At 66.7% G+C, this 18021-nt stretch carries 16 protein-coding genes; 7 read left to right on the forward strand and 9 right to left on the reverse strand.

The window, feature by feature from the left end; all coding sequences use genetic code 11:
• Window positions 1-2: 2 nt before the first annotated feature.
• The 5 genes from AC25Y4_RS07315 to AC25Y4_RS07335 are packed head-to-tail and all read left to right on the forward strand — an operon-like array spanning window position 3 to window position 5385.
• On the forward strand, window positions 3-1988 hold the full coding sequence (locus tag AC25Y4_RS07315; protein WP_488119735.1) for a dipeptide/oligopeptide/nickel ABC transporter permease/ATP-binding protein: 1986 nt from the start codon (window positions 3-5) through the stop codon (window positions 1986-1988).
• Window positions 1985-2788: an ABC transporter ATP-binding protein gene (locus AC25Y4_RS07320; RefSeq protein ID WP_488119736.1), complete on the forward strand. Its 804-nt coding sequence runs from the start codon at window positions 1985-1987 to the stop codon at window positions 2786-2788. Before AC25Y4_RS07315 ends, AC25Y4_RS07320 begins: the two co-directional genes overlap by 4 nt.
• A gap of 22 nt (window positions 2789-2810) precedes the next feature.
• Window positions 2811-3737 carry a dihydrodipicolinate synthase family protein gene (locus AC25Y4_RS07325; protein ID WP_488119737.1) on the forward strand — a complete coding sequence of 309 codons (927 nt, stop codon included), beginning with the start codon at window positions 2811-2813 and terminating at the stop codon, window positions 3735-3737.
• On the forward strand, window positions 3734-4711 hold the full coding sequence (locus AC25Y4_RS07330) for an ROK family protein (protein WP_488119738.1): 978 nt from the start codon (window positions 3734-3736) through the stop codon (window positions 4709-4711). Before AC25Y4_RS07325 ends, AC25Y4_RS07330 begins: the two co-directional genes overlap by 4 nt.
• A complete protein-coding gene (locus AC25Y4_RS07335) occupies window positions 4708-5385 on the forward strand; it encodes an N-acetylmannosamine-6-phosphate 2-epimerase (RefSeq protein WP_488119739.1) in 678 nt (225 codons plus the stop codon). Before AC25Y4_RS07330 ends, AC25Y4_RS07335 begins: the two co-directional genes overlap by 4 nt.
• 52 nt (window positions 5386-5437) lie before the next feature.
• On the opposite strand, the gene AC25Y4_RS07340 is transcribed toward AC25Y4_RS07335, so the two are convergent.
• Window positions 5438-6835, reverse strand: coding sequence for an FAD-binding oxidoreductase (locus tag AC25Y4_RS07340; protein WP_488119740.1), 1398 nt, complete (start codon window positions 6833-6835; stop codon window positions 5438-5440).
• Between the two features lie 158 nt (window positions 6836-6993).
• Between AC25Y4_RS07340 and AC25Y4_RS07345 the strand changes: the two genes are divergently transcribed.
• Window positions 6994-7962, forward strand: a complete 969-nt coding sequence (locus AC25Y4_RS07345) for an arginase family protein (RefSeq protein WP_488119741.1) — start codon at window positions 6994-6996, stop codon at window positions 7960-7962.
• 74 nt (window positions 7963-8036) lie between these two features.
• Here AC25Y4_RS07345 and hutI read toward each other — a convergent pair whose 3' ends face one another.
• On the reverse strand, window positions 8037-9269 hold the full coding sequence (gene hutI / locus AC25Y4_RS07350; protein ID WP_488119742.1) for an imidazolonepropionase: 1233 nt from the start codon (window positions 9267-9269) through the stop codon (window positions 8037-8039).
• 22 nt (window positions 9270-9291) lie between these two features.
• Window positions 9292-10974 (reverse strand): urocanate hydratase, encoded by a 1683-nt coding sequence (gene hutU, locus AC25Y4_RS07355; protein ID WP_488119743.1) that lies wholly within the window; start codon window positions 10972-10974, stop codon window positions 9292-9294.
• Between the two features lie 147 nt (window positions 10975-11121).
• Here hutU and AC25Y4_RS07360 point away from each other — a divergent pair, with 147 nt between their 5' ends.
• Complete coding sequence (locus AC25Y4_RS07360) at window positions 11122-11919, forward strand: IclR family transcriptional regulator (protein ID WP_488119744.1); 798 nt, start codon at window positions 11122-11124, stop codon at window positions 11917-11919.
• A 40-nt stretch (window positions 11920-11959) separates the two neighbouring features.
• Here the strand turns inward: AC25Y4_RS07360 and AC25Y4_RS07365 are convergent, their stop codons facing one another.
• The 6 genes from AC25Y4_RS07365 to AC25Y4_RS07390 all read right to left on the reverse strand — a co-directional run bounded on the left by AC25Y4_RS07365 (window position 11960) and on the right by AC25Y4_RS07390 (window position 17938).
• Entirely contained in the window at window positions 11960-12226 is a 267-nt protein-coding gene (locus AC25Y4_RS07365) for a DUF7218 family protein (protein WP_488119745.1), read from the reverse strand.
• A gap of 24 nt (window positions 12227-12250) precedes the next feature.
• Window positions 12251-12415 (reverse strand): hypothetical protein, encoded by a 165-nt coding sequence (locus AC25Y4_RS07370; protein ID WP_488119746.1) that lies wholly within the window; start codon window positions 12413-12415, stop codon window positions 12251-12253.
• Between the two features lie 366 nt (window positions 12416-12781).
• Window positions 12782-14455: an HNH endonuclease signature motif containing protein gene (locus AC25Y4_RS07375; RefSeq protein WP_488119747.1), complete on the reverse strand. Its 1674-nt coding sequence runs from the start codon at window positions 14453-14455 to the stop codon at window positions 12782-12784.
• 376 nt (window positions 14456-14831) lie between these two features.
• Window positions 14832-15326, reverse strand: coding sequence for a GbsR/MarR family transcriptional regulator (locus tag AC25Y4_RS07380; protein WP_488119748.1), 495 nt, complete (start codon window positions 15324-15326; stop codon window positions 14832-14834).
• 51 nt (window positions 15327-15377) lie between these two features.
• On the reverse strand, window positions 15378-17000 hold the full coding sequence (locus AC25Y4_RS07385; RefSeq protein WP_488119749.1) for an ABC transporter permease: 1623 nt from the start codon (window positions 16998-17000) through the stop codon (window positions 15378-15380).
• Window positions 16997-17938 (reverse strand): ABC transporter ATP-binding protein, encoded by a 942-nt coding sequence (locus tag AC25Y4_RS07390; protein WP_488119750.1) that lies wholly within the window; start codon window positions 17936-17938, stop codon window positions 16997-16999. The genes AC25Y4_RS07385 and AC25Y4_RS07390 overlap by 4 nt, the downstream gene beginning before the upstream one ends.
• Window positions 17939-18021: the final 83 nt, after the last annotated feature.

An 18021-nucleotide genomic window follows, 5' to 3' on the forward strand; every position in this document is an offset into this window, starting at 1 on the left:
CGATGCGTCGATCACTCAGCGACCGCTTGAGCGTCCCTGCCCAGCGCTTCGGCGCCATGCCCATCGGCTCGAAGATTGCCCTTGCCTTCTTCTGCCTCATCGTCCTCGTGGCGATCTTCGCCTCACTCATCGCCCCGTTCGATCCGCTCAAATCGGGGATTCCGGCCCAGCCGCCCTCGTGGGAGCACCTGTTCGGAACCGACCGCAATGGCCGCGACATCTTCTCCCGCTTGTTGTATGGAGCCAGGTACTCGCTCGCCATCGGCCTCGGCGCGACGTCGCTTGCACTGATCGCCGGAGCGATCATCGGCTCGATCGCGGCAACCGCCTCACGGTGGGTGAGCGAAACCATCATGCGGATCCTCGACATCATCATGTCGTTCCCCGGTATCGCACTGGCGATCGTCTTCGTTGCCGTCTTCGGTAAAGACCTGCCGATCCTCATCTGCACGATCGCGTTCCTCTACGTTCCGCAGATCGCACGCATCGTGCGGGCCAACGTCATGGCGCAGTTCGGCGAAGACTATGTCTCGGCAGAGCGCGTGATGGGTGCCAGGCTCCCGCACATCCTCATCTGGCACGTCGCCCGCAACTGTGCAGCCCCCATCATGGTGTTCGTCACCGTGCTCGTGGCCGACGCGATCGTCTTCGAGGCCAGCCTCTCCTTCATCGGCGCCGGCGTGCAGGACCCAGCACCCTCATGGGGCAACATCATCTCCTCCGGCCGCAACCTGCTGCTGAGTGGTGGCTGGTGGGCAACGTTCTTCCCCGGCATGCTCATCCTGTTCACGGTACTGTCGCTGAACATCCTCGCCGAGGGCCTCACCGACGCGCTGGTGAAGCCGGCCGCGAAGAACTCCAAGGCCGTCGCCGCCGTGTCTCTGGCCGACAGCGCCACCGACGAGACCGTGTCGCCGGTGCAGCTCGCCGCGGCATCCGTTCCACTCGAGGTGCACCTGGCCCAGCTGCGAGCCATCGAGCTCAGCCGCACCGACCGCCTCGTGTACACCGGCGATGCTGCGCCGCTGCTCGAGGTGAAGAACCTCAGCATCCGCTTCCCGAAGCGACACGGTGACATCGCCGTCGTCGACAACGTGAGCTTCTCGGTTCGCCCACAAGAAACGATGGCGCTGGTCGGCGAGTCTGGCTGCGGCAAGAGCATCACCAGCCTGGCCATCATGGGTCTGCTGCCTGACACGGCAGAGATCACGGGCCAGATCCTCTTCGAGGGTCGCGACCTGCTGACCATGCCGAAGAAGGAACGCCAGGCACTCCTCGGACACGAGATGGCCATGGTCTACCAGGATGCCCTGAGCTCGCTCAACCCGTCGATGCTGGTGCGTACCCAGCTCGGCCAGCTCATCAAGCGCGGCGGCACCCGCAGCGCTGTCGAATTGCTCGAACTCGTGGGCCTCGATCCGGAGCGCACCCTGAAGAGCTACCCGCACGAGTTGTCTGGCGGACAGCGCCAGCGCGTGCTGATCGCCATGGCGCTCACCCGCGACCCGAAGCTCATCGTCGCCGACGAGCCGACAACGGCCCTCGACGTGACGGTGCAGGCGCAGGTCATCGACCTGCTCAACGACCTTCGCGAGAAGCTCGGCTTCGCCATGGTGTTCGTCAGCCACGACCTCGCGCTGGTCGCTGAGCTCGCTCACCGCGTCACGGTGATGTACGCAGGCCAGGTGGTGGAATCCGCGCCGACGACACAGCTGCTGACGAGCCCGCGCCACGAGTACACGCGTGGCCTGCTCGGCTCCGTGTTGTCGATCGAAGACGGCGCGACCCGCCTGCACCAGATTCCGGGCACCGTGCCGTCGCCGCGTGACTTTGCCACCGGCGACCGGTTCGCCCCTCGGTCGCTGTCTGGCGATGCCGTGCGAGCCGAACGCCCAGAACTTCGGGCGATCCCCGGGACGGTGCACTTTGTGTCCACCCACGACGATGCCCTCCTGGCACCGGATGAAGAACTGGAGACCGCACGATGACCACCAGCAGCGAGATCCTGCGGCTCGACGACATCCACGTCATCCACACCGCACGCACCGGCACCCTGTTCAAGCGCGACAAGGTTCACGCCGTCAACAGTGTGAGCCTCACGCTGAACCGCGGCGAGACCATCGGCATTGTGGGGGAGTCCGGCTGCGGAAAGTCGACCCTCGCCCGCGTGATGGTTGGCCTCCAGGCGCCGACAAGCGGAACCGTGTCGTTCAAGGGCAACAACATCGTCAAGCGCGACCACGCAACTGCCACGGCGTACGGCAAATCGGTGTCGATCATCTTCCAGGATCCGTCCACCGCCTTGAACGCCCGTATGACGGTGCACGACGTGCTGATGGACCCGCTCAAGGTGCACGGTATCGGTACGCCGGCGCAGCGGGAGTCCCGCGTGCGGGAGCTGCTCCACCTCGTCGGGCTGCCGGCGTCGACGAGCGAGGTCTTTCCCGGCCAGGTGTCCGGCGGACAGCGCCAGCGCGTTGCCATCGCCAGGGCGCTCGCCCTCGACCCCGACATCATCGTCGCCGACGAACCGACAAGTGCGCTTGATGTGTCGGTTCGAGCCCAGATCCTCAACTTGTTGAGCGATCTGAAGACGAGCCTCAACCTCGGGATGGCCTTTATCTCCCACGACATCCAGACGGTGCGTTATGTGTCTGATCGCATTGTCGTCATGAAGTCAGGTCGCGTCGTTGAAGAAGGCCCTGCCGAGCAGGTCTTCTCGAACCCGACCGATCCATACACCCGCACGCTTCTCGGTGCGGCCCCCAGCCTTCTCGTCCATAACTAACAGAACTCAGGAGCTAAATTCCATGTCTGCACCCACTTTCGGCGGAGTCGTCCCACCCGTAGTCACGCCACTCACGGCCGACGGCGCCATCGATCTCGTATCCTTCGAGCGTCTCGTCAACCACCTCATTGACGGCGGCGTTGACGGTCTCTTCGTGCTGGGCTCCTCAGGCGAGGTCGCATTCCTGTCCGACGCCGACCGCGTTGTCATCATGCGCGAGAGCGTGCGCATCGCCGCCGGCCGCGTCAAGATCATGGCCGGCGTCAACGACATGACCCCCGCCCGCGTCATCGGCCAGATCCGCCTGGCCGAAGAAGCCGGCGTCGACGCTATCGTTGCGACGGCTCCGTTCTACACGCTGCCGAACCAGGCGGAGATCGAGGCGCACTTCCGCCTGATCGCGGCCTCGACCGTGCTGCCGATCTTCGCGTACGACGTTCCGGTGCGCGTGCACAACAAGCTCGGTCACGAGATGCTCGTGCGCCTCGGCACCGAGGGCGTCATCGCGGGTGTCAAGGATTCCAGCGGCGACGACGTCGGATTCCGCCGCCTCGTCATGGCGAACCGCGCAGCCGGCAGCCCGCTTGTCGTGTTCACCGGCCACGAACTCGTCGTTGACGGTGCTCTGCTCCTCGGCGCAGACGGCGTTGTCCCCGGCCTCGGCAACGTCGACCCGAAGCGCTACGTCGACCTCTTCGCCGCGTCGAAGGCTGGCGACTGGGATGCCGTGCGTCGCATCCAGGATGAGCTGGCAGAGCTGTTCGAGATCGTCTTCCAGGCGTCCGGCGTCAGCGGCGAAGCAGCGGGCCTCGGCGCGTTCAAGACCGCCCTTGCTCACCAGGGCATCATCTCGACGAACCGCATGTCGCCTCCCGTTCCCGCCCTCACCGGCGAGACCGTCGAGCGCATCCAGTCGATCGTCGACCGCGCGGGCCTCTTGGTGCGATGACCTTCACAATCGGCGTCGATCTCGGCGGGACCAAGACGGCGGCAGGACTCGTCGATATGGCCGGCACCGTCATCCGTCGGGTGTCGGCTCCAACGCCTGCGGCATCCGGTGCTGAGGCCGTGCTGCAGACGATCGTCGATCTCGCATCGAGTCTCATCGATTCCGCACCCGGCGCCGCAATCGCCGGCTGCGGAATTGGTGCGGCCGGCGTGATCGACCCGGTCAGCCGCTCTGTGCGGGCAGCGACGAACTCGCTGCCCGGCTGGGCAGGCACGCTGCTCGGAGACGAGATCGAACGCCGACTTGGCATGCCGGTCGCCACCGTCAACGACGTGCACGCGCACGCCATCGGCGAGGCGATCCTGGGTGCGGGGCGCGGTGAGCGCACGGTGCTCGTCATCGCCGCAGGCACCGGGATCGGCGGCGCGCTCATCGTGGACGGCGTGTTGCAGTCCGGCCGCCATGGTGCGGCAGGCCACTACGGCCATGTTCCGGCCGAGGAAGCAATCGGCATCGCCTGCTCGTGCGGAGGGGTCGGCCATCTCGAAGCCATCGCATCCGGCCCGGCCATCCTTGAGGCGTACATCCGTCGGGGCGGCGGAACCGTTGCCGGTCCCGTCACAGACACCCGCGACGTCTTCGCCAGGGCTGACGCAGGCAACGCGGTGGCCGCGGATGTCATCACCATCGCGGCAACGGCACTGGGCCGCGTGATCGGCGGCCTCATCAACAGCCTCGACCCCGACGTCGTCATCGTCGGCGGCGGTCTTGCAGCCGCAGGCCCGCGCTGGTGGGATGTGGTCGTGGACAACGCACGCGCCGAAGCCATGGGGCTCCTTGCCGACTGCCGCATCGTGCCGACAGCGCTGGGCGCTGACTCGGCGATCGTCGGTGCCGCTTCACTTATCACGGCAGCGGATGTCTACCCCGTCGTTGCCGCACCCCTCACCATCGTGAATGGACTTTCCGAATGACTCTGCAGAACCTCGCCGCCCTCGAAGGCGGCCTCATCGTCTCGTGCCAGGCCTACCCGGATGAGCCCATGCGCCACCCGGAGACCATGACGCAGATCGCGGAGGCTGCCGTGCGTGGCGGTGCCGTGGGAATCCGCGCGCAGGGGATTGACGACATCCGCTTGATTCACGAGCGTGTCTCGCTGCCACAGATCGGCCTGTGGAAAGACGGGGACGACCCCGTGTTCATCACCCCGACGCTGGAGCACGCGCTGGCCGTCGTCGCCGCCGGCGCCGAGATCGTCGCGATCGACGGCACCCGCCGTCCGCGACCTGACGGGCTGACCCTGGCCGAGACCATCGCCCGCCTGCACGCGGAGACGACCGCGCTTGTCATGGCGGATGTCGGCTCGGTGGCAGACGGAATCGCCGCCTATGAGGCCGGAGCCGACTGTGTCGGTACGACCCTCTGCGGCTATACGGGCGAGCGTCCGAAGACCGATGGGCCAGACCTCGAGGTGTTGCGGGAACTTGCCGCCGCCCTGCCGATCCCGGTGATCGCCGAGGGCCGCGTGCACACGCCGGCCCAGGCATCCGCATGCATCGACGCCGGAGCGTTCGCTGTGGTCGTTGGCACCGCGATCACGCACCCGACAACCATCACGACCTGGTTCGCGGCGTCTGTCGCGCGCTGACCCAGCTCTCCTCGACCGACGCTCTCCCCGTTTCTGCGTCGGTTGAGGAGGATCATCTGTGCCGCGGGCTCGGCGGCACGTTCTGGTTGAGCCGGAAGACGTTGTGCGGGTCCCACTCGGTTTTGATTCGCGTCAGACGCGCATAGTTCGGCCCGAACGATGAGCGGATGAGTTCATCGCCTTCCTCCTGCAGGCCGGCGAAGTTCAGATAGCCACTGCCGGTCGAGAACGGGTGGAGCGCGTCGACCAGTGCGCGAGCCCAGGCGATGTTTGCGGCATCAGCGCGCGATTCGGTCCAGTTCGCCTCGGCGTTGACCAGAAACGATGCCGGCGTTGCCGGCAGTGCGCCGTCGATCGGTCGGCGGGCCGCCCCAGAGAGATGCATCACATCGATCGTGCTGAGGTCTGACACGGTGTTCGCGCCAGCCTGGGCAAGCAGGCCGAGTGCCGCGTCGTCGAGGCGATTCACGTGCAGGGATTTCCAGTAGTAGCGGTCTCCCTCCGGGTAGTCGTCGTCGAAGACCTGCTGCACCTCGGTGTACGGCATGACCGCTGAGGCATCACGCAGCGGGGTGCCGAACTCACGGAGCGGCTGGAGCAGCCGTTCACCGATGACCGGATCGCCCACGAAAACCCCGGCGAAGCCGATGAATGGGATGCCGGTCATCTCGGCCGAGAAGCCCTCTGCGTCAGCGGGGACAACGCCGAGGGAGGCAGCCAGGCCGATCTCATCCGGGGCTCGAGCACAGAATTCACGGAACGCCTTGAGCCCGCGAACGCCGCCATCTCCGCGGGCATCGTGCATCACGGAGAGGAAAAAGACGTCTGGCCCGACCGGATGCAGCCGAAGGATGAAACGGGTGACGACACCGACGTTCCCGCCGCCGCCGCGGAGCGCCCAGAGCAGATCGGGGTGATGCGCCTGGTGGGTGGTCACCACGGCGGAATCGGCGGTGACAAGCTCGGCACCGAGCAGGCTGGCGCAGCTGAGTCCGTACTTGTTGCGGATCCAGCCGTAGCCGCCGCCCAGGGTGAGTCCGCCGACGCCCGTGCGGGAAAAGACCCCTCCTGGCACGGCAAGACCGAATTGCTGGGTTGCGGCATCCACCTGGCCCCAGGTTGCGCCGCCGCCAACGGTCACCGTGCGATTGTCGGCATCGACGTGAACCTCGTTCATGGCGGCGAGGTCGATAACCACGCCGCCGTCGACGGTGCCGTAGCCGGCAACGCTGTGGGCGCCGCCGCGCACGGCGACGGGAAAACTGTTCGCCGTCGCGAACGCGATTCCCTGGCTCACGTCTGAGGTGGATGCGCACCGAAGGATGGCAGACGGATGCCGGTCGATCAGACCGTTCCACACCCGTCTGGCCTCGGTGTATCTCGGTTGGCCAGGGCGGATGAGTTCTCCGTCGATGCGCTGGCTCAGCAGAGAGAAATCGGGATTTGCCATCTCACACCCCCACGGGTTGGCGTGCACTCAACGTACTCGCGGCCCGTTGGCGGTTCAAGGGTTGCCACGCGAGGAGGCACCTGCGACGTCTGGTGCGCCAGACATCGCGGTGAGCGGATGCCTGTTGCTGTGGCATCCGCTCGGCTAGCGTCGGTGCTGTGACCACGCCAGCGCAGCCGAACCGTCCGCCCGCTCCGGCCGCCCCCGCGCTGCCAACCGATGCGCGCTGGCCGCGAACGGGCAACTGGCCATCGCCGTCTGACGTGCCGGCCGGCGCACACATCGACCTCGCGCTGATCGGCCTGCCGGCCTGGCGCACTTCGCTCTCTCCGACGAATGCCGGTGCAACGCCGGATGCCGTTCGCGCGGTGCTGCCACGCTATTCAGGCGCGATCATGGCTGACCGCGGGCATCGGGGCGGCATCCGTTCGATCGACGATCTCACCATCGTGGATTTCGGGAACGTGCACGACCCAGATGGGGAGGCCGGGGAGGCGAGGGCCAGAAAGGCCGTCGGAGAGGCTGCGGCCTGGTCGGACGTGGTGGTCGCCATCGGCGGCGACAACTCGGTGACGGTCTCTGCGGCACTCGGCACCTGGGGCGCGCGGCTGCCGAGCGCTGGGCTCATCACGCTCGATGCCCACTACGACCTACGCGACGGGATCAACAACGGCTCGCCTGTGCGGCGATTGGTTGAGGCGGGGCTCGACGGGCGGCGCATCGTGCAGATCGGGATCGCCGACTTCGTGAATTCGCGGGAGTACGCCGAACGCGCGCGCGACTACGGCATCACGGTGGTCCATCGCGATGAGCTGCACCGGCGGCCGATGGCTGACGTGTTCGCCGAAGCGCTGGAGATCGCGGGGGCAGGCGGCGGACCGATTCACGTCGACCTCGATGTCGACGTGTGCGACCGCTCGGTGGCGCCCGGCTGCCCGGCGTCTGTGCCCGGCGGCATCTCGGCGTACGAGCTGCGCGTCGCGGCCAGGGCGGCAGGGGCCGACGCACGCGTGGAGTCCGTTGACCTGGCCGAGGTCGATGCGACAGCGGATGCCGCAGACGGACGAACGGTGCGACTGACAGCGCTGTGCGTGCTTGAGGTGGCGGCGGGGATCGCGCTGCGCTGAACGCGAAGAGCTGAGCGGGAAGAGCTGAGTGGGCTGCGCTCGACCTGCGCAGGCCGCAGCGCCGCCGTTTCCTGCTACCCGCGCCGTTCGAAGCGCAGCTCGCCGTCCTTCCACACCCGGGAGACAAGCGGAACGCCAGGCCGGTAGGCGAGGTGAACGTAGCTCGGCGCGGTGAGTTCGACGAGGTCGGCGCGAGAGCCGGGGGAGAGTCGGCCAACGTCGGTGCGCCGGAGTGCCGTGGCCCCGCCGGCCGTTGCAGCCCAGATGGCTTCTGCCGGCGTCATACCCATGTCGCGCACGGCCACCGCGATGCAGAACGCCATCGACGACGTGAAACTTGAGCCCGGGTTGCAGTCGCTGGCCAGCGCAACAGTGACGCCGGCATCAATCAATCGGCGGCCATCGGGGTACGGCTGCCTGGTCGAAAACTCGACGCCGGGCAGCAGCGTGGCCACAGTGTCAGAGCCGGCCAGCGCTGCCACGTCGGCATCGGTCAGGTACGTGCAATGGTCAACGGATGCCGCCCCGCACTCAACAGCGAGTTGCACTCCGCCGCCCGGCCCCAGCTGGCTGGCATGCACGCGGGGCTGGAGGCCGGCCCTGATGCCGGCCTCCAGCACGCGCCGGCTCTGGTCAACGGTGAAGGCACCCGTTTCGCAGAAGACATCGATCCACTTCGAGTGCGGTGCGCAGGCGTCGAGCATCTCGCCGACCACCAGGTCGACGTAGTCATCTGGGCGCCCCGCATACTCGGCGGGCACGACGTGCGCGCCGAGGAACGTGGCCTCGTCGGTGACCATCGACGCCAGACGAACCAGTCGAGCCTCATCGGCGACGGACAATCCGTAGCCACTCTTGATCTCCACGGTGGTGCTGCCCTGCTCGAGCAGCTCGTCCACGAAGCCATGCAGGCGGGTCAGCAGTTCGGCATCAGTGGCGGCGCGGGTGGCCGCGACAGTCGAGCGGATGCCGCCCGCCTCATATGCCTGGCCGGACATACGTGCCTCGAACTCGGCGGCCCGATCGCCGCCGAACACCAGATGGGTGTGGCTGTCCACGAAGCCGGGGATCACGCACGCGCCGTGTGCGCTGGTGACCTCGGCGCTGGCGAGCGTTTCCGGCGAGATCGCGGCGCTGGCGTCGGAGCGGATGGCGGCGGCGGGGCCCACCCAGGTGACGATGCCGTTCTCGACCAGCAGTGCGGCATCCGTGATCTCGCCGGTCCGGCCAGAGCCGCTGGCAGGGTCATTCGTGACGAGGAGGCCGATGTCGGTGAGGAGCAGGGCGGATGCTGTGGCAGGTGTCATGGCAGGTGTCATGGCAGCCGGATCAGGATTCCCACATCGGCACGCGCAGGCCGCGTTCGCGGGCCACCTCTGCCGCGCGTTCGTAGCCGGCGTCGACGTGACGCATTACCCCGGTGCCCGGATCGTTGGTGAGCACGCGTTCGATCTTCTCGGCGGCCAGGGGAGTGCCGTCGGCCACGATGACCTGTCCCGCGTGGATGCTGCGACCGATTCCGACTCCGCCGCCGTGGTGGATCGACACCCACGTGGCCCCTGAAGCGGTGTTCAGCAGTGCGTTCAGGAGCGGCCAGTCTGCGATGGCGTCTGAGCCGTCTGCCATGGCTTCCGTTTCGCGATAGGGCGAGGCGACCGAACCGGAGTCGAGGTGGTCGCGGCCGATGACAAGTGGCGCCGACAGCTCGCCGGAGGCGACCATCTCGTTGAACTTGAGGCCGGCCAGGTGGCGTTCCTTGTAGCCGAGCCAGCAGATGCGCGCAGGCAGGCCCTCGAAGTGCACCTTCTCTCCGGCGGCGGTGATCCAGCGGCGCAGGTGCTCGTCGTGCGGGAAGAGCTCGACGATTGCCTTGTCGGTCGCTGCGATATCGGCCGGGTCGCCCGAGAGCGCTGCCCAGCGGAATGGCCCTTTGCCCTCGGCGAAGAGCGGGCGAATGTAGGCGGGGACGAATCCAGGGAACTCGAAGGCCCGATCGAAGCCACCGAGCACGGCTTCGGCGCGGATCGAGTTGCCGTAGTCGAAGACCTCTGCGCCGGCATCCTGGAACCCCACCATGGCTGCGACCTGCTTGGCCATGCTCGTGCGGGCCCTGTCGGTGAATTCCTCCGGCTTGGCGGCGGCGTAGTCGTGCCATTCGGCCACGCTGACGCCCTCCGGCAGGTAGGAGAGTGGGTCGTGTGCGCTGGTCTGGTCGGTCACGATGTCGATCGGGACCTGTCGTTCAAGCAACTCGGTGAAAACGGATGCCGCGTTGCCGACCAGGCCCACCGACAGCGGCCGGCGCTCGGCTTTGGCGGCCAACACGCGGGCAATGGCGTCGTCGATGTCGTGGGTCATCTCGTCGAGGTAGCCGTGCTCGACGCGGCGTGTGAGGCGGGTCTCGTCGACGTCGACGATGAGCACGACTCCCTCGTTCATGGTCACGGCGAGCGGTTGTGCGCCGCCCATGCCGCCGGCGCCGCCCGTGAGGGTGAGGGTTCCGGCGAGGGAGGCGGTGCTGCCGCTCCCGCTGCCACCCTTGCCCGCCAGCTTGGCTGCGACGGCGGCGAAGGTTTCATAGGTGCCCTGCAGGATGCCCTGGGTGCCGATGTAGATCCAGGATCCGGCGGTCATCTGGCCGTACATGGTGAGGCCAAGCGCCTCAAGTCGGCGGAATTCGGGCCAGGTGGCCCAGTCGCCGACGAGGTTGGAGTTCGCGATCAGCACGCGGGGTGCCCACTCGTGGGTGCGGAAAACGCCAACCGGCTTGCCGGACTGCACGAGCAGGGTCTCGTCGCTGTCGAGGGTTTCCAGCGTGCGAACGATGGCGTCGTATGCCTCCCAGTTGCGGGCGGCTTTGCCTGTGCCGCCGTAGACGACGAGGCTCTCCGGGTGTTCGGCGACCTCGGGGTCGAGGTTGTTCATGAGCATGCGCAAGGGGCCTTCGGTTTGCCAGCTCTTCGCGGTGAGTGTCGTGCCGCGGGCGGCGCGCACGATGCGGGGTTCTGACATTCGTACTCCTTGGCTTGTGTTCCTGTGCCCAGCATGCCGAGGGTCTGCCGGATGGCACCAGAGCATGCGCATACGATGTGTCTGGGATCACAGACCGGATGCCGGAGGGACTGACATGGATGCGGCTCAGATGGACGCGGGACTGACATGGATCTAGAGCGGTCCACGCGTTCCGGCCATGCCGTCAAGGTGCCGGCCGCAGACCAGACCCTGCGCATCCTGCGTTTCCTGTCTACCCAGCGCGGCCCGGTGCCGGCCGCGGTGATCGCGAGCGCCCTCGGCATCCCGCGCTCCACGATCTATCACCTGCTTGCCGTGCTGCAGGAGCACGGTTTTGTGCTGCACATTCCGGAGGCCAGACGCTATGGCCTCGGTGTCGCGGCGTTCGAGCTCAGCAGTGGCTTCTCCCATCAGGAGCCGCTCAGTCGCATCGGTCAGCCGCTCCTCGCCGGGCTCGTTGACCGGATCGGCGAGTCGGGGCACCTGGCCGTGCTGCACGGGCGCGACGTGCTCTACATTGCCGAGGAACGTGCGCCACGGCGGCCGCGCTTGGTGACGGATGTCGGCATCCGACTCCCCGGACACCTCACCGCGAGCGGGAGAGCGATGCTGGCGACGCTGCCGCCGGCGCAGCTGCGGGCGCTCTATCCGGATGCCGCCGCATTCGTCGATCGCAATGGCCGACCGCCGCACAGCTACGCCGAACTCAAGCGCGTGCTGCAGAAGGTGACAGAGGACGGCTTCGCAACGGAGGATGGCGAGGTGACGGAGAATTTCGCATCCGTTGCCGTGTCGGTGCAGGACCATGTCGGATGGCCGGCGGCGGGAATTGCGATCACATTCCCTCGGGACTCGATCGAGCCTGCGCGGTGGCCGGAGCTCGCCGCGCAGGTCGCCGAGGTTGCCGCTGAGCTGTCGCGCCGCATCCGCGGTACCGGACGCTGAGCGACCTGGCCCGCCCGTCGCATCCGCTTCAGGTTTGCGATTAGTGGTTTCGCAGCAGGTCGATGAGTTCACTCTTCCGTTTGCCGGAATAGCCGGTGATGCCGAGCTCCTTTGCTCTGCCTCGCAGGCGTTCGACTGTCCAGTCGTCGTAGTCGCCGGATTGCCCACCTTTTCGCCCGATCTCGGAGCGGCCCTCTTTGGCAGCGGCGTTGGAGATGCGGGCAGCCTTCTCAGCCGAGGCGCCCTCGTCGCGGAGCTTGTCGTAGAGCCCTGGGTCCTTGAGGCTGGGATTCTTGCTCCGGGGCATCGGCTGTCTCCTATCTACGTTGACCTAGGTCGAGTTGCGTCCGCTGATTGCACGAATCAACCAGGCGACGATGGCGATCACGGCGAGCACAATTCCGATCCACAGGAGAAAGCTCAGCGATTGCACCAGGCCGCCTGTTATGGCCAGGATCACGGCCACGACGATGATGATAGTGAGGAATATTGACATCGTGCTCAACCCCTGTCGTCGGTGATGTCGTCGCCTCGTCATCGCCTCAGCAGTGATGGCAGGCAGTGATGGCAGGCATTCGCATCATCAGTTTTCACTCTTCTGGTTCACGTTTGCACTGGTGAAACGGCATTTCAAGGGGGTTGACATGGCCGGGCACTCTCGCGGTTGGCTGGAAGGCATCGCAATCGGCTGGATACTGCCCGGCCCTGCAGCCCAACGCTGCGGCTCAACGCTGCGGCTCAACGCTGCAGCTCAACGCTGCAGCTCAACCCTGCTGACCAACCCTGCTGACCAACCCTGCTGACCAACCCTGCTGACCAACCCTGCTGCCCTGTCGCTTCTGCGAGTTCAGCGGCTGCGAGTTCAGCTGCGGCGACGCCGACTCGGTGTTGCGCGGTGTTGTCCGCCGGGGTGCCATCGTCTGTCGGGGTCGAGCCAGGCTGGGGCCTTGATCTCTGGGGCTCCGTTGACCATGCGGATCTGCCAGCCAGAGGTGTCGATGCTGTGGTGGTGGTACCAGCAGAGGAGAACTCCGTTGTCGATGTCTGTTTTGCCGCCGAGGTACCAGGGGATGACGTGGTGGGCTTCGGTCCAGGCCGGTGGGACGGTGCAGCCCGGGATTGCGCAGCCGCCGTCGCGGGCGGCCATGGCTCTGCGTTGTGCCCTACTGAAGAAGCGTTCGGTGGTTCCGAGGTGGAGGACTTCGTTGCGGGCTCCGAGGACGATGGTTTGGGAGCCGCCGGCGCAGATGAGTTGCTTCACGGTGCGCATCGAGATCGGGGCGTCGATGCCGTCGATCCAGCCGACGCCGACCCTGCGGCCATCGCTGTTGTCATCGCCGCGCTCTGCGGCAAGGTTTGCGGCGAGGTCGGCGGCGTTCACGTGCACCATTACCGTCGGGGCCGCGCCGCCCATCGTCGGGGTGTGTGGGTCGCGGGCGGTGTGGTCGAAGACGGCGCGGAGGATGTCGGCGCGTTTCTCGGCCCCTGATCGGTCATCAAACCCAAGTTCGGCGCCGGGGATGACCTCGCCGGCATCGATCCGGGCCTGCCGTTCCGCGTCGGCCGCGGCTTCCGCGGCCTGTTCGGCGGCGGACGGGAACGCGGGACCAGATGCGTGGCCGGCGGGCTCCCCCATTCCCGGTTCGCTATTACTCGCACCCGCGCCAGTGCCCGTGCCCGCGTCAGTGATGCCGTGCCTGGCGTCGTAGGCGGGTCCGGCATTGCCCGGGGCGTCGGTATGGGCTGAGAGGTAGGTGTTGAAGATGCCGTCCATGACACCGCGGAGATCTGGGGTGACGCCGCCGCGGAGCGGGTAGAGGCCGTTCTTGAGCCGGCCGAAGCCGAAGCTGCTGCGCGCCTCGTGGTTGTCATCGGAGGGGGCTGCGCCGTCCGGATCGAGGCGGGCAATCCACACCTGGACCTGTCCCTTGATGCAGTCCGTGTCGAACGCGAATCCCGCGTTCGGCAGGTCAGCAGTCTCTGCGGTAACTGCGCCGGTAGCGGCGGCGACCAAGGCTGCTTCTGCGCCGTGCAGGTCAGCCGGGTCGACGCGGGCGCGGATGCTGTTCAGCCCGGTCACGATGGCCTCGGCAGCCTCCAGTCCGAGGTCCCCGGCGGCGAGTGCGTCGGCGACAGCCGGGAACAGCGGCGGCAGCACCATGGTCAGGTCGTGGCGGGGCATCAGTTGGGCGCTGAGCTTGAGCCGGCGGGTCACGTCTTGCCGGGAGGCCCGGGTGATCAGGGTGAGCAGCCCGGTTCCATCGCTACAGCCGAGCTTCCGGGCCAGGGAGTCTTTGCCGAGCCATTTCTCCGAGCGGTGTTCGATGTCGGCGGCGGAGCTGACGCGGGCCCCATCGCTGAGGCGGCCGACGGCTTCGATCTCGCAGCTGGCCGCGATCGCGTCCTCGTCGGAGAGCTGGGAGTGCGAGAGCCTGGCCAGGGCTGTGGCGAACGCTTCACGAGCCTCGGCGATTGCCACGAGGGGAGGCAGCTCGGCGGGTTCGGTCGGAGGCGGATCCTCGGTGAGCAGAGTCATGTCGTCACCGCCGACAGACCAGCGACCCGAGTCGCTGCCCGTGTTGCTACCGCTACCGGCGAATCGGCCGCCCGGGCACCGGGATCGATCCCGGCCCTGGTCGCCGAGAAGGCATCCAGGGTAAGAATTGTGATCGAATTTCGCATACCATAATCATCCCAAGTACCGAAAGTTTATCCTCTAGATTGGGGCAATCTGTGGACAGACCGAGACAACACGCGCCTGTGGAGGAGCTGCTGTGGTTTCAAAAGGAGGACAGGACGGCACAGATCGCTGGAGTCGACGACATGGCCACAGGCACGCAATAAACGAATCCAAATTCGTAGCCCCGCCTTCTGACGAAACCGCAACCTCTGCAACAAACGAACCTGCAGCCTCAGCTCACCACAGTCCCGACACCAGCCCCCTCGCTGCGCAACGTCTCCCACTCCTCGATGAGCAGTGGCATCCGCTCACTGAGGAACCGATAGAACCTGGCCATGTCGGCCAACCGCGCAGCCTCCGTCGATGACCGATCGTCGAGGGCGACAACGGCCGAATCCGCCAGGGTAGCCAAGGTCTCGTAGACCGGATTCTTGGTCATGAGTGCGGCGTACCAGGCATCCTCTGGAAGCTCGTACCGATCACGCCGACTCCCGGACTGCGCGATGCGATGGATGAGACCGATGTCCTGCAAATAACGCACCGCCCCCGAGATAGCCGCAGCGCTCACACTCAGCCGGTCACCCAGGTCGACAGCGGTCAACCCTCCGGCCTCCGCCCCCATCAGCGCCATCAGCACCCTGGCCGGCATCCGCGGAAACCCCGCAGAGGTCAGCACCGCTGCCGACTTCTCCAGGCTTGCGGTCAGTGCTCGGTCATCTCGCGGCATCCGTTGGTCCTTTCGTGAGTTCGGGTTGATGAAGGTTCAGCCACTGGATTACTACGTCGAGCGGATATCGCGCCGCCGCATCCCGACGACTGCCAGAACCAGGGCGATGACTGCCACCGCGAGCATCCAGAGTCCGCCCGACCAGTCGGTGTCCGTTCCGACGACGAGCGGGGTGTGGGTGAACGGCGAGAGATCGCGGGCCCATTCCGGCAAGCCGACGAGCCCGCCGAAGATGCCGAGGAATCCGCCGAGGCCGAGCAATACCCAGCCGAGGGCGAGCGTGACCCCGGGCGCCGCGACGAAGATCAGCGACAGGACACCGAGATAGACGAGAGCCGCCGGCAACTGAGCGGCTGCGGCGGCGAACGAGTCGCCGATCACCTGAACGTCGTCCCCAGACGCGAGTGCGCCGACGCCGGAGAACACGGCAGCGACCACGAGCACGATCACCACCGACACGGTGCCGAGCACCACGTAGTCACCGAACCAGCGCAGCCGAGCCACAGGTGTCGCCAACACTTCGGCCGCCAGGCCAGCACTTTCCTCCTGGTGCATGCGAATGATCACCTGCGTCGCGCAGGCCGCGGCCAGCACGCCAACCAGGCTGAACAGTGCTGAGATGAGCACCTGCTCTGCCGTGCCACCGGCGCCAGGCACGATGCTGTGCACGGCCGTGCCCAACGTGGCATCCGCTTCTGTGGCGGCGACGACCAGCTTGGCCAGCGACCCCGCCAGTAAACCCGTCGCCGCGGCTCCGAGGCACCAGCCGAGGATCGTCGGCCACTGCAGTCGCCACGCCAGGCTGAACGAGCCGGAGAGGCCGGCTCGTGCAGAGGCCCGACCAACGGATGCCGGTAGCAAGCTGGCCCCGCTGTCCCTGCGAGCCTGCAGCGCGAACACGATTGCCGTGCAGACGACCGCAACGGCCAGGCACAGCAGCAGGGGAGCCAGCGTAGATGCTGTGAACGGAGCGGTCTGCTGCCCCCATCCGATCGGCGACAACCAGCTCGGCCAGGCGCTGACCATGTGCAGCCCGTCCGACGATGGCGTGCCCAGCGCATCGCCGAGGCCGCGCAGGATATAGGCCGCCCCGACGATGGACGCCGCGAGTCCGTTCGCCCCTCGTGAGGTGCGCATGAACTGCGCAGAGAGCAGGCCGATCGCGAGGAACGCGATGCCGACCAGCGCGATGGCGCAGCCGACCACGACGGATCCGCCCGGCTCAAGGCCACCCGCGATGAACGCCAGCGCCACCACGACGCCGAGCACGATGTTCGCCAGCACGCCATGGATGAGCGTGGCCACCGTCGGCAGGGTGCGGGCTGCTGGCGTCGCGGCAATCAGCTCTGCACGGAGGCTCTCCTCCTCAGCGCGGCTATGACGCACGGCGAGGAAGGTGCTCATGAACCCGGCCATCAGCGCCAGGAATGTGAAGATCTGAAAGAACACCACGGCGTCAAGGCTCGCCCCCTGTGGTTGTCCGCGCAGCATGAGGATTGCGGGGTTCGCCACAGCCAAGCGGATGATGCCCTCACGGCCGGCCGCATCGCCGTACGTCCGTTCAACGGCCGACGCTGAAAACAATGCGAGCAGTCCGATGCCGAGGATCCAGATCGCAAGCTGGATCCGATCACGACGGATGCGCTGCCGAAGCAGGATTGTCAACGTACTCATTTCCGATGCGCCCCCGCTGCGGAGAGATCGCTCTCTGGCTGGACGGCGTACTGCTGCAGGAACAACTCCTCCAGCGACGGCGGCGCGATCGTGAGACCGGTGACACCCAACTCGGCAAGCGCCGGAAGAACGGCTGACACTCGCTCGCTCTCGACGGTGAAGTGCACGCGCCCCGCGGTCATGCTCAGGTCGAACTGGGCGGCGAGGGGACGCAGCTGCTCTGGGGTGAGGCCGGCCTCAGCGAACGAGATCTCGGTGCGCGTGAGACTGCGCAACTCGGCGAGCGTGCCGGTTTGCACGCACCGGCCGTCGCGAATGATGCTGACGCGATCACACAGCTGCTCGACCTCAGACAGGATGTGGCTCGACAGCAGCACCGTCGCACCATCGTCTGCCGCGCGTCGAATCTCCTGGTTGAAGACCGCCTCCATCAGCGGGTCGAGGCCGCTCGTCGGCTCGTCGAGGATGTAGAGCTCAGCGGGTGTCGCAAAGGCGGCAATCAGCGCCACTTTCTGGCGATTGCCCTTCGAATACGAGCGCCCCTTCTTCGTGGGGTCGAACCGAAATACCTCAAGGAGTCGCGCCTTGCGACTGGCGTACAGCTCGCGGTCTCTGGTGCCGCCGCGCAGGCGGCTGATGAGGTCGATCGCCTCGCCGCCCGACAGGTTGGGCCACAGGTTGACGTCGCCGGGAACAGAGGCGATGCGGCGATGCAGATCGACCGCGTCGTTCCACGGATCCTGTCCGAAGAGTGTCACCGTTCCGCCGGTCGGCCTGGCCAAGCCAAGCAGGATGCGGATGGTTGTCGATTTTCCGGCGCCGTTGGGTCCGAGGAATCCGTGCACGTCGCCCGCGCTGACGGAGAGGTCAAGGCCATCGAGAGCGCGTACGCGGCCAAAGTGCTTCGTGAGCGCCCTGGTCTCAATGATTGTGTTCATGCCGGTGAGAATACGCCGATTTCACAAATTTGTGAATCCTTCTCACTGCATTTTTTCAGCCCATGACTCCCGACCGCGCGGTT

The organism is Leifsonia sp. Y878, assembly GCF_057669685.1.

Bases quoted from the DNA above. Each gene is read 5' to 3' on its own strand.
- AC25Y4_RS07365 (WP_488119745.1), bottom strand. From the start codon at position 12,226: ATGCCCCGGAGCAAGAATCCCAGCCTCAAGGACCCAGGGCTCTACGAC.
- AC25Y4_RS07325 (WP_488119737.1), top strand. From the start codon at position 2,811: ATGTCTGCACCCACTTTCGGCGGAGTCGTCCCACCCGTAGTCACGCCA.
- AC25Y4_RS07385 (WP_488119749.1), bottom strand. From the start codon at position 17,000: ATGAGTACGTTGACAATCCTGCTTCGGCAGCGCATCCGTCGTGATCGG.
- AC25Y4_RS07390 (WP_488119750.1), bottom strand. From the start codon at position 17,938: ATGAACACAATCATTGAGACCAGGGCGCTCACGAAGCACTTTGGCCGC.
- AC25Y4_RS07320 (WP_488119736.1), top strand. From the start codon at position 1,985: ATGACCACCAGCAGCGAGATCCTGCGGCTCGACGACATCCACGTCATC.
- AC25Y4_RS07370 (WP_488119746.1), bottom strand. From the start codon at position 12,415: ATGTCAATATTCCTCACTATCATCATCGTCGTGGCCGTGATCCTGGCC.
- hutU (WP_488119743.1), bottom strand. From the start codon at position 10,974: ATGTCAGAACCCCGCATCGTGCGCGCCGCCCGCGGCACGACACTCACC.
- AC25Y4_RS07380 (WP_488119748.1), bottom strand. From the start codon at position 15,326: ATGCCGCGAGATGACCGAGCACTGACCGCAAGCCTGGAGAAGTCGGCA.
- AC25Y4_RS07340 (WP_488119740.1), bottom strand. From the start codon at position 6,835: ATGGCAAATCCCGATTTCTCTCTGCTGAGCCAGCGCATCGACGGAGAA.
- AC25Y4_RS07375 (WP_488119747.1), bottom strand. From the start codon at position 14,455: ATGACTCTGCTCACCGAGGATCCGCCTCCGACCGAACCCGCCGAGCTG.
- hutI (WP_488119742.1), bottom strand. From the start codon at position 9,269: ATGACACCTGCCACAGCATCCGCCCTGCTCCTCACCGACATCGGCCTC.
- AC25Y4_RS07315 (WP_488119735.1), top strand. From the start codon at position 3: ATGCGTCGATCACTCAGCGACCGCTTGAGCGTCCCTGCCCAGCGCTTC.
- AC25Y4_RS07360 (WP_488119744.1), top strand. From the start codon at position 11,122: ATGGATCTAGAGCGGTCCACGCGTTCCGGCCATGCCGTCAAGGTGCCG.
- AC25Y4_RS07335 (WP_488119739.1), top strand. From the start codon at position 4,708: ATGACTCTGCAGAACCTCGCCGCCCTCGAAGGCGGCCTCATCGTCTCG.
- AC25Y4_RS07330 (WP_488119738.1), top strand. From the start codon at position 3,734: ATGACCTTCACAATCGGCGTCGATCTCGGCGGGACCAAGACGGCGGCA.